This is a genomic window from Tahibacter caeni, from assembly GCF_024609805.1.
Classification (GTDB): domain Bacteria; phylum Pseudomonadota; class Gammaproteobacteria; order Xanthomonadales; family Rhodanobacteraceae; genus Tahibacter; species Tahibacter caeni.
The window spans coordinates 1-9290 of sequence record NZ_JANFVR010000192.1; the positions used below are offsets into that span (position 1 = coordinate 1).

The window sequence follows — 9290 nt, forward strand, 5'->3', positions numbered from 1 at the left end:
GCGCGCGCGCGCGCCTCGGCAAGTTCGCGCGCCGTGCGCTGCAACAGCAGCTGCGCCTGGCGCAGCGGCTTCGGCGCGGCCAGTGCGTCGGGCGGCGCCGCGGCGGCGCCGATTTCCTGCTTGAGCATGTCGCGGATGTCGTTCCACCAGGCCATCGCGCACCTCAGACCAGGAATTCGGCGAGCGTGGTCAGCGCGTCGCGGCCGTTGTCGCCGAGCGTGGCCAGCTCCAGCGCCATGTCCGCCGGCGAGGCGGCCGGGCTCAGCGCGCCGACCAGCACGAAGTGCTCGCCGATGCGGCCGAACGACGACAGCGGCACGCTGGGATTCAGATCGAGCAGGGTTTCGAGCAGCTTCGCGCGCAGGCGCGGTTTCACTTCGTCGTCGCGCCACAGGTAGCTGATGCACAGCAGCTGGCTGCCGGCGTCGGTCACGTAGATCGGCAGGCGTTCGCTGCCCGGGAACGCGAGCTCGATGACCGGGACTTCGCCGGAGACCGGAACGACGTCGACCGCATCGACGAGGATCTGCCGCTTGAGCAACGGCACGGCGGCCTTGATCAGCTGGGTCAGGCGTCGCCGGTTAGCCATGCAGTCCCCCTCCGGAATGCGACCGTCGCGTTTGCGTGAAGCCGACGCTATCGCGGGCCGACATAACATGTCAAGACATATTATGTCTCCCTGCCGGCGCGCGCCCGATGCGCCGGAACCATGCTGCGCCGGAAAAGCGCGCGCGCCGAGGGTCGTCCCGCGAGACACTGGTGGCCCGACCGACATACGCCTTCAGACGGAGTATTTGCTGCTGCGCAGCACGGGCGCAGCACCGGCGGCGGATCACTGCGGCGACGCCGCGGCTGCCGGCGAACCGCCCTGCTATGCTGCGGGACCCCAGTCCCGAAGACGATGTCATGACCGCCTGCCGCCCTGTCCTGCTGACCCTGCTGGCCCTGTTCGCCGGCACCGCCTTTGCCGCCAAGATCAAGCCGCCGGGCGCGGTGCTGCGCGAAGCGACGACGAGCATCGCCGCGGTCGAGTTCTCCGAAATCGGTCCGAGCGGACGCATGGTCTTCAAGCGGCTGGAGAAGCTCGGCGGCGAAGCGGAAATTCCCGAACTCATCGACGTGTCCGTGCCCGAATCGCTGCGCCGCATCGTCATGCCCGGCGAACGCTACCTGATCGCCTACACGGTCTACCGGCGCGAAGCCGAACAGATCCGCGTCGCGCGCCAGGGGCCGCAGCTGCTGGTCAGTCCCGGACTGGAACCGGCGCTGCTGCGCGACAGCCCCGAGAACCGCGCGATCATGGCCTGGCAGGCCGGCGACGACGCGAAGGCCGTGCACGCGCGGCTGCCCGAGCTGCTGGCCATGCTCGACGCCAAGGATCCGCAGCTGCAGAACTTCGCGCTGTCGGAAATCGTGCTGCGGCCGCAGCTCAACGACGTGCTGGATTCGCGCGCGCGCAAGGCGCTCCTGCGCTTCGCCGCACGCAAGGACGCCGAGACGAACGCGCGCGCGCGCCTGCTGCAGGCCGCCGTCGTGCTGCCCAAGCAGTTCGGCCGCGACGGCTGGAAGGACGTCGCGCTGGACGTGCTCGCGACGACGCCGGTGCTGGTGCAGGACGTCGACGGCACGGCGAGCCTGGTCCGCTTCGCCTTCGACCTCGTCGAGCGCGACGCGATCAAGGTCGAGCCCGCCGTCGTCACGCGCTGGCTGACCGGCGACAACGCCACCCTGGCCGAGAAGGCCCTGCTGACCCTGCGCGCGCAGCAGCCGGCGCTGGAAATGCCGGCGCTCGAACAGGCCCTGTCGCTGTCGCTCCTGCCTTCCGGCACTCGCGAATTCCTGATCGATCACCGCCGCCGCGCCGGCCTCGCCGCGCGCTGAGCCCCCGAGTCCGCGGCCCTGCGGCCGCGGACTCAGACTCGAGACGGATGTGTCACTTTGGAACCGCCGCCGAAGAACGCACGTTCGAGACAGGGGCCGCCGAATCGTGCATCATCCGCAAGGCTGACCTTCATATCAGCTTCAGGTCTCAATTCTTCTGGGGGTATTGCGATGCTTCTTCGTCACGGCTTTGCTTTGGCTGCCGTGGCCGGAATCGTCACGCTGACTGCTCCAGCTGCTTCGGCAGCCGGAAACGGCGTGGTAGTCGGTCACGCGGTCCGTTCTGACGTTTCCCCGCCCATGCGCGACGTGATCGGCGCCTACCCCGCGCCGCGCGTCGGCGCCGACGGCCAGGAGGTCTACGTCGTCCCGAACCAGTTCATCAAGCCGAGCCAGGCCGACATGAGCGAGTTCCTCCGCAGCCTCAGCAGCCGCAACGTGCAGACCGCACCGACCGGCGTGCCGGCCCCCTCGACCATCCTCGCGGCCAACGGCCTCTCGCTGTCGGTCGGCGGCGGCGGCATCCCGCCGGACACCAACGGCGACGTCAGCCCGACCCACTTCATCCAGTGGATCAACACGAGCTGGGCCATCTTCGACAAGACCACCGGCGCCCGCCTGAACGGCCCGACTGCCGGCAACTCGTTCTTCGCCGGCTTCGGCGGCAAGTGCCAGTCCACGAACTCTGGCGACCCGCTCGCGATCTGGGACGACCGCGCGCAGCGCTGGGTCATGAGCCAGTTCACGACCGGCGTCAACTCGAGCCAGTGCGTCGCGGTGTCGACGACGTCCGACCCGCTCGGCACCTACTATCGCTACGAATTCGTCTGGCCGACCTCGCCGGTCCAGGTGTTCGGCGACTATCCGCACATGGGTGTCTGGACCGACGATTCGGCACGCCAGAACGCCTACACGCTCGTGACGCACGAGTTCAACAACACCACCTCGGCCTTCCTCGGCGCGGCGTTCATCGCGTTCGAACGCGACAAGATGATCGCCGGCGCGCCCGCCGCGCAGGTCGGCATGATCCGCTTCCCGGGCTTCGACGCGTACGGCGCCGAACCGGTGCACCTGGACGGCACCTTGAACGCGAAGGCCGGCAGCTGCGCCCCGTTCATCCATTTCGATCCGGCCACGTCCGAATACCTGTTCTGGGACATGTGCATCAACTGGACGACGCTCGCCAGCTCGACGATCTCCGCATCGCCGACGCGCATCGCCGCCCGCACGCCGTTCGTGCCGAACTACACCGCCGTGCCGCAGCTCGGCTCGTCGGTGCCGCTCGACGCGTTCGGCACGCACATCATGTACCGCGCCGCGGCGCGTGCGTTCCCGGCGGGTTCGCCGACCCGCATGTCGCTCGTCGTCAACCACGGCGTGCTCGGCGCGAATGACCAGGGCAGCATCCGCTGGACCCACTTCGACCTCGCCCAGGCCAACCAGCGCTTCGATTCGATCTTCACCGACGGCTTCCAGGCCGTCTCCGGGACCGCGCCGCTGATCAAGAGCATCGTCGACGAAGGCGTCTACTCGCCGGATACGAACAACCGCTGGATGGGCGGCATCGCGATCGACAAGGGCGGCAACATCGGCGTCGGCTACAACGTCTCGAGCGCGACGATCAACCCGCGCCTGATGATCAACGGCCGCGCGCTCAACGATGCGGACGGCACCCTGCGCGACGAGCAGGCCTGCACGCCGGCGACGACCGGCTCGCAGACCGGTTCGTTCAGCGGCCGCGGCCGCTGGGGCGACTACACCTCCATGAGCGTCGACCCGACCGACGACTGCACGTTCTGGTTCACGGGCGAGTTCTATCCGACGACCAGCACGAACCAGTGGTCCACGCGCATCTGCAGCTTCAAGTTCGCCGAATGCGGCCAGCCGGGCTTCAAGCTCGTGAGCCAGACGGCGCAGCGCATCGAAGTCTGCGGCACGACGCCGGGCGCCGACCCGTCCTGGGATCTGCTGGCCGGCACGGTCGGCGGCTTCAATTCCGCGGTCACGCTGACGGCCACCGGCTTGCCGGCCGGCACGACGCCGGCGTTCTCGGCCAACCCGATCAGCCCGGCGCCGGGCGGCAGCCTGTTCACGCTCACCGGCGGCCACAGCGCGGCCAGCGGCGAATACGTGATCAACGTCTCGGGCACCGGCGGCGCGATCACGAGCTCGGTCGACCTCGAACTCGGCGTGTCGGCCGCGGCGCCGACGGCGCCGACGCTGACGGCCCCGGCCAACGGCGCGACCGGCACCAAGGTGCGTCCGCTGCTGAGCTGGGCCGCCGTGCCGGGCGCGCTGACCTACAAGGTCGACGTCGCCTCCGATGCCGGCTTCGCGAACATCGTCGCGTCGAAGACCGTGACGACGAACAGCTGGACCGTCGAAACGACGCTGAGCTCGACCACGCAGTATTTCTGGCGCGTGCGCCCGACCAACTACTGCGGCGACGGCCCGGTCTCGGCGGCGTTCTCGTTCACGACCGGCACCCCGGGCACCTGCCCGGCCGGCACGTCGATCACGAACGTCGTGACGTACGGCTTCGAAGGCGGCGCCGAGCCGGCCTGGACCGCCGGCGCGCCCGGCGATGCCGGCGGTACGGCCTGGTCGGTCGGTACGCCGATCGCGAGCACGACGGGCTTCACCGGCAACGTCTGGAAGGTGCCGAACAACACCGTGACCAGTGACCGCTCGGTGCTGTCGCCGAGCATCACGATCCCGGCGGCGCAGGCGGTGATCCTGTCGTTCGACACCTACCACAGCTTCGAAACCGATCCGCCGTCCGGTTGCTGGGACGCCGGCTCGCTCGAAGCCAAGGTCGGCGCCGGCAGCTTTGCGCAGCTGCTCGCGGGCCGCTTCTTCACCGACTCGTACAACGGCACGATCAGCGCCGGCGCTCCGCTGGCCGGTCGCGGCGCGTGGTGCTACCCGGCGAGCACGGGCACGGCGGCCAAGCGCTCCATCGTCGACCTCGACGACATGGCCGGCCAGACCATCCAGCTGCGCTTCCGTGCGACCAGCGACAGCAACACTGCCGCTACCGCGCCGAACGGCATGGAGTTCGACAACGTCAAGATCGACGTCTGCAACTGAGGGAACGGTCGCGCGGCGGCGAACGCCGCCGCGCGATCACACCGTGAAACGACTTCCGACCACCGCCTTGCGCGGTGGTTTTTTTTTGCGCGTCGGTCAGGAGCAACCGCCCGCCGCCGCGTTCACGCAGGTACGCAGCACGCGATGCCGGAACGTCGCGCTGTAGTTCGACAGCACGCCCGGCGTCACATTGGCGTTGACGTAGTTCACGGCCTGGAAGCCGGTCGCCGGCAAGCCGTTGAACACGTCGCCGTCGCGCGAGGCGCGCAGCGTGTGCGGCTGCGTCGCCGGATCGAGACTGAGGCGCAGCCAGCCGGACATCGAGAACGGCGGCAGGCGCGTGAGCAGCTTCGATCCGAGCACGACCGATTCGGTCGCCGGCACATTGCGCGATATGAAGCCGATCACATTGACCGAGCCGCACAGCACGGGAATCTGCACCGGCGGCAAGCCGGGGAACCCGACCGAGCCGACCGGGCGGCCTTCCTCGCGATCGTACGGTACGAACCCGACCTGGCTGCAGGACAGTCCATTGCCGTTGCCGTCCGCCGGCTGGCCGAACGTGAACGTGAACGGCGGCAGCGCGCCGGCGCTGCCGAGCGGCACGCCGAGGATTTCCGGATCGGTATAGAAGCGCTTGGTCGGAAACGTCACGACCCAGTCGGTGCTCGATCCGGCCGATGCGTCGACGTTGTATTCGTTGAGCAGCGTCGAAGCCATGAATACCGCCGACACCGCATCGATCGCCCGGCTGGACTGGCCCGAGGCCGGATAGTCGGAGCGGAACAGCTCGCCGGCCGCATCGAACGTATGGGCTGTCGCCGTGTCCGGCGTCGTATTGGCCTGCGCGAGCGATGGGGTCGGCATTCCCGGGGCCGAGAACAGCACGGTCCTGCTGAAGCCGCCGACCGCATCGGCGTTGTAGCTGTGGAACGTGCCCTGTGCGACATCGACGATGCCGCCGGCGCCGAACAGCCCGCCGGTCGGCGGGAGCAGTCCGCTATGGGCCGGATCGATGGACTGGACGATGTTGCAGTTGGCCGGAATGCCTCCCGAGCGATGCGTCACCGCGGTACGCAGCGTTCCCACGAGATCGGCCATCTGCACGAGCTCGATGTGGCCTTCGCGCGTGCGCGCCATGCCCGTCGGCCCCGAGTCCTCGTGCGTGCCGGTGTAGGCGAACGACCGGAATTCCTGGTACGGAAGGCCGGGACCGAGCACGCCGGTCCATTCGGCCCGGGACGGCGCCGTGCAGCTGTAGTCGGCCGTGAGCAGCGCGGCGCCGACGCCGGCCAGGCCGGCGTCGGCCAGCGCGAACACACTGGCCGTCCAGACGTCGAACTCGGACAGGAACAGATTGAAGTCCAGCACCTCGCGCGCGTTGTAGCCCTCGAGGAAACGCACGCGCACCGCCTTCGCGGCGTTGGTCGCGTTGACGACCGAGATGACGGTCTGCTGGTTGCGGTTGACCGTGTAGTAGGGATAGATCAGCACCTGGCCGACGCCGTCGGGACTCAGCTCGACAGCGTTCGCGCCGCCGCTCACACCGACGGCCGCGACCAGACCCGCCGCAATCGCAGCGTTCAATGAATTTCTTTGCATCGTGGATTTCCCCGACCAAGGAACGAAGGGCGATCGCCGGCGAGGCGGCCTCGCGCGGCGCAGGCTTGCGGCCGCGCAGGACGTCTCGAGCGCGGATGAGGCGCGGTGCGGAACGGCACGCGCCGGTGTGCGGGAAAAACTGCAGCGTGCGTCCCCACAGCGGGCGCACGCTGCCAAAGCCGCGGGCCTGTCCCGGCCCGCGTCCAACGCTCAGTGCGCGGCGGCGGCCGTCAGCCGCGCGGTCTCGACGTCCTGGCGAATCCACGCGTTGGCCGCGTCGATCGCCGCTTCGCGCGTCGCGACGATGCCGGAGGCCGATACGGTGCGCAGCCAGGGCCGGAAGACTTTCCAGCGCAGCGGCGTCGTCGGCGTGCCCTCCACGACGACGCGGTATCCCAGGCGGCGATAGGCCGCGATGCGCTGCAGCCGCGGGCGGCGGCCGGCATTCATGACTCGGTGCAGATCGGGGATGCGATACATGGGCGCCACTTCCTTCAGCAAGACCGGGTAGATCGACGACAAACGCAGCAGCAAAAATTCAGGCAACAGCGCACCGTATCCGTGGCGCGCACGAATCCTTCCCAACCTCTACGGGGTTTTTCCTGCAGCGCCTTTCCGCGGCGCCGCCTCGTTCCGATTGCGGCCTTGTGCACAAGGCCGCATCGCAACTATGTCATCGGCACGACACCGTGTTGCGCCGGCAGTCCTGGGTACGCCGCTGCGGAACGGCCATGCTGTAGTTCGCCAGCACGCCCGGCGCCGCCGCGGTATTGACGTAATTGACGGCGGAGAACCCGATCGCCGGCAGCCCGAGCATCACCGTGCCGTCTTCGGCCGGACGCAGGCTGCGGTTCGCGGTCGTCGCGCCGTCCTGGTAACGCAGGAAATCCAGAGCCATCCAGCCGCCGTCGCGACGGCCGCCGGCGACCGGCTGCAGGCGCACGGCCAGCGACGAGCCCAGCGGCCGGCCCGCGAGCGGGACCGTGCCGGTGCTCGGCGCGACCGCGATGACCTGCGTGTTGAAGCGCAGATCGACCGCTTCGTTCGTGCCGGCCGCGGCCGAGACGCGACGGCCTTCGCGATCGCGCAGCGAATACGGCACGGCCATGCCGGCCGCGCTCTCGCTGCCGCCGGCGCCCGGATAGAGGCTCGTGAACGGCTTGATCGGCGCGCTGCCGGCGATGGCCTGGTCGGTGTAGTACGGCCGCGTCGGGAAGGTCACGACCCAGTCCGTCGTCGCGCCGACCGAGGAGTCGCTGACGTAGTTGACGTTGACCGCATCGGCCGCGAGCACGGCGCTGACCGCATCGATCGCGCGCTCGCGCGGGAACTGCAGCTCCTGGCGGCGATTCGGCAATTCGATCGTCGCGGTCGCGAAGCCCGTCGCCGGATCGCTGACCGCATCGTCGAGCCCGACGCCTTCGACGTCGGGCGCGGAATGATTGACCACGCTCGCGCGGCTGCCCTGGGGCATGTCGGCCGGATCGACGCGGAAGTCGGCGAGCGCCGTCGCGCGGTAGCTCATGACCGTGCCCTGGGCGACGTTGAGGATCATGGCCTCGCCGCTGAGCCCGCCGGTCGGGTTGGTCATGTGGGCCTTCCTGTCCTGCGCCCAGTACGTCGCATGGTAGGCATCGTCCAGCGAGCCGCAGCCCGCCGGCGCGGCATTGCCGACCGGCGAGATCGCGATGGCCGGCGGCGTGTCCGGAATCAGGGTGCCGAGCTCGAAGATCTTGATGTAGCCCTCGCGCGTGCGGTCGTAGCCGCCGGGCCCCGCGTCGCGGCGCGCGCCCGTGAAGTCCCAGGGCACCAGTGCGGTGTAGCCGCGGCCGTCGGCCAGGGTGTAGGTGTCGAACTTCGGATAGGTGCAGGACGAATCGCCGGGGATCAGGAACGCTTCGTCGGTGTCCATGCTGAACGTGGTCGCGGTCCAGCTGTCGTACGGCGCGAGGAACACGTTGAAGCCGAGCACCGCGCGGCCGTTGCGTCCTTCGCTCATGACGACCTGCAGCACCTTGTGCCGGTCGGTGTGATTGGTCACCGTGTAGACGGTCTGGTTGCCGTTGCGCACCGTGTAGTACGGATAGATCAGCACCTGTCCCAGGCCATCGGGATCCAGCCGGACCGCGCCGCAGGTCGTCGTCGCGAGCCCGAGGACGGCGAGCGCCCCGAGCCGGCGAGCCAGGCGGCCGCTGTTCGCAGTGATCAGGTTGGTCATGATTTTTCGATTCCCCATCGGAGGCCGGTGACGCTCTGCCGCCCTCGGTTACGTATTCACCGGGGTAGACGCGGCCCGCCGCGTTTTCCCCCAAGTCCCCTTTCCCGCATAGTGCGGCATGCCTTTTCGCGCTAGTGTGGCTAATATCCGCCGCCAATCCTGCCGCAGTCCCACGTCAGCGATGCCGAGTCCGCCCACCAACGCCGCTCCGGTCCTACTGCTCGCGCCGCCTGACGCCACGTTGCTCGCGCCGGCAGAACACGCCGCGCCCGACGCACTCGCCTTCACTGCCGCCGCGCCGCGCCGCACTGCTTCGTACGCACTGCTGCTGTCGCTGGCCCTGCATCTGCTCGCGGCCGCCGTGCTCTGGCACTGGGCCGCGGAAATCGCGGCGGAACCCGAATCACCCGTATTGCAGGTGCGCCTGCGTGCCGGCGGCACGACCGCCGCGCCGGCGCCGCCGGCCGATCTGCCGCCGGCGCAGATCGGAAGAGCACAC

At 69.2% G+C, this 9290-nt stretch carries 7 protein-coding genes; 3 read left to right on the forward strand and 4 right to left on the reverse strand.

Going from position 1 to position 9290, the window contains the following annotated elements:
* Positions 1-163 precede the first annotated feature (163 nt).
* A complete protein-coding gene (locus tag NON22_RS15475; protein ID WP_257387850.1) occupies positions 164-589 on the reverse strand; it encodes a YjfI family protein in 426 nt (141 codons plus the stop codon).
* Between the two features lie 317 nt (positions 590-906).
* Here NON22_RS15475 and NON22_RS15480 point away from each other — a divergent pair, with 317 nt between their 5' ends.
* Positions 907-1881, forward strand: coding sequence for a hypothetical protein (locus tag NON22_RS15480; RefSeq protein ID WP_257387851.1), 975 nt, complete (start codon positions 907-909; stop codon positions 1879-1881).
* A gap of 300 nt (positions 1882-2181) precedes the next feature.
* On the forward strand, positions 2182-4971 hold the full coding sequence (locus NON22_RS15485; protein WP_257387852.1) for a hypothetical protein: 2790 nt from the start codon (positions 2182-2184) through the stop codon (positions 4969-4971).
* Between the two features lie 96 nt (positions 4972-5067).
* Here the strand turns inward: NON22_RS15485 and NON22_RS15490 are convergent, their stop codons facing one another.
* The 3 genes from NON22_RS15490 to NON22_RS15500 all read right to left on the reverse strand — a co-directional run bounded on the left by NON22_RS15490 (position 5068) and on the right by NON22_RS15500 (position 8791).
* Positions 5068-6558 carry a hypothetical protein gene (locus tag NON22_RS15490; RefSeq protein WP_257387853.1) on the reverse strand — a complete coding sequence of 497 codons (1491 nt, stop codon included), beginning with the start codon at positions 6556-6558 and terminating at the stop codon, positions 5068-5070.
* Between the two features lie 225 nt (positions 6559-6783).
* A complete protein-coding gene (locus tag NON22_RS15495; protein ID WP_257387854.1) occupies positions 6784-7053 on the reverse strand; it encodes a hypothetical protein in 270 nt (89 codons plus the stop codon).
* 193 nt (positions 7054-7246) lie between these two features.
* Positions 7247-8791 carry a hypothetical protein gene (locus NON22_RS15500; RefSeq protein ID WP_257387855.1) on the reverse strand — a complete coding sequence of 515 codons (1545 nt, stop codon included), beginning with the start codon at positions 8789-8791 and terminating at the stop codon, positions 7247-7249.
* A 181-nt stretch (positions 8792-8972) separates the two neighbouring features.
* Between NON22_RS15500 and NON22_RS15505 the strand changes: the two genes are divergently transcribed.
* Positions 8973-9290: hypothetical protein (locus tag NON22_RS15505; RefSeq protein WP_257387856.1), on the forward strand; the 318-nt coding region annotated here is incomplete at its 3' end.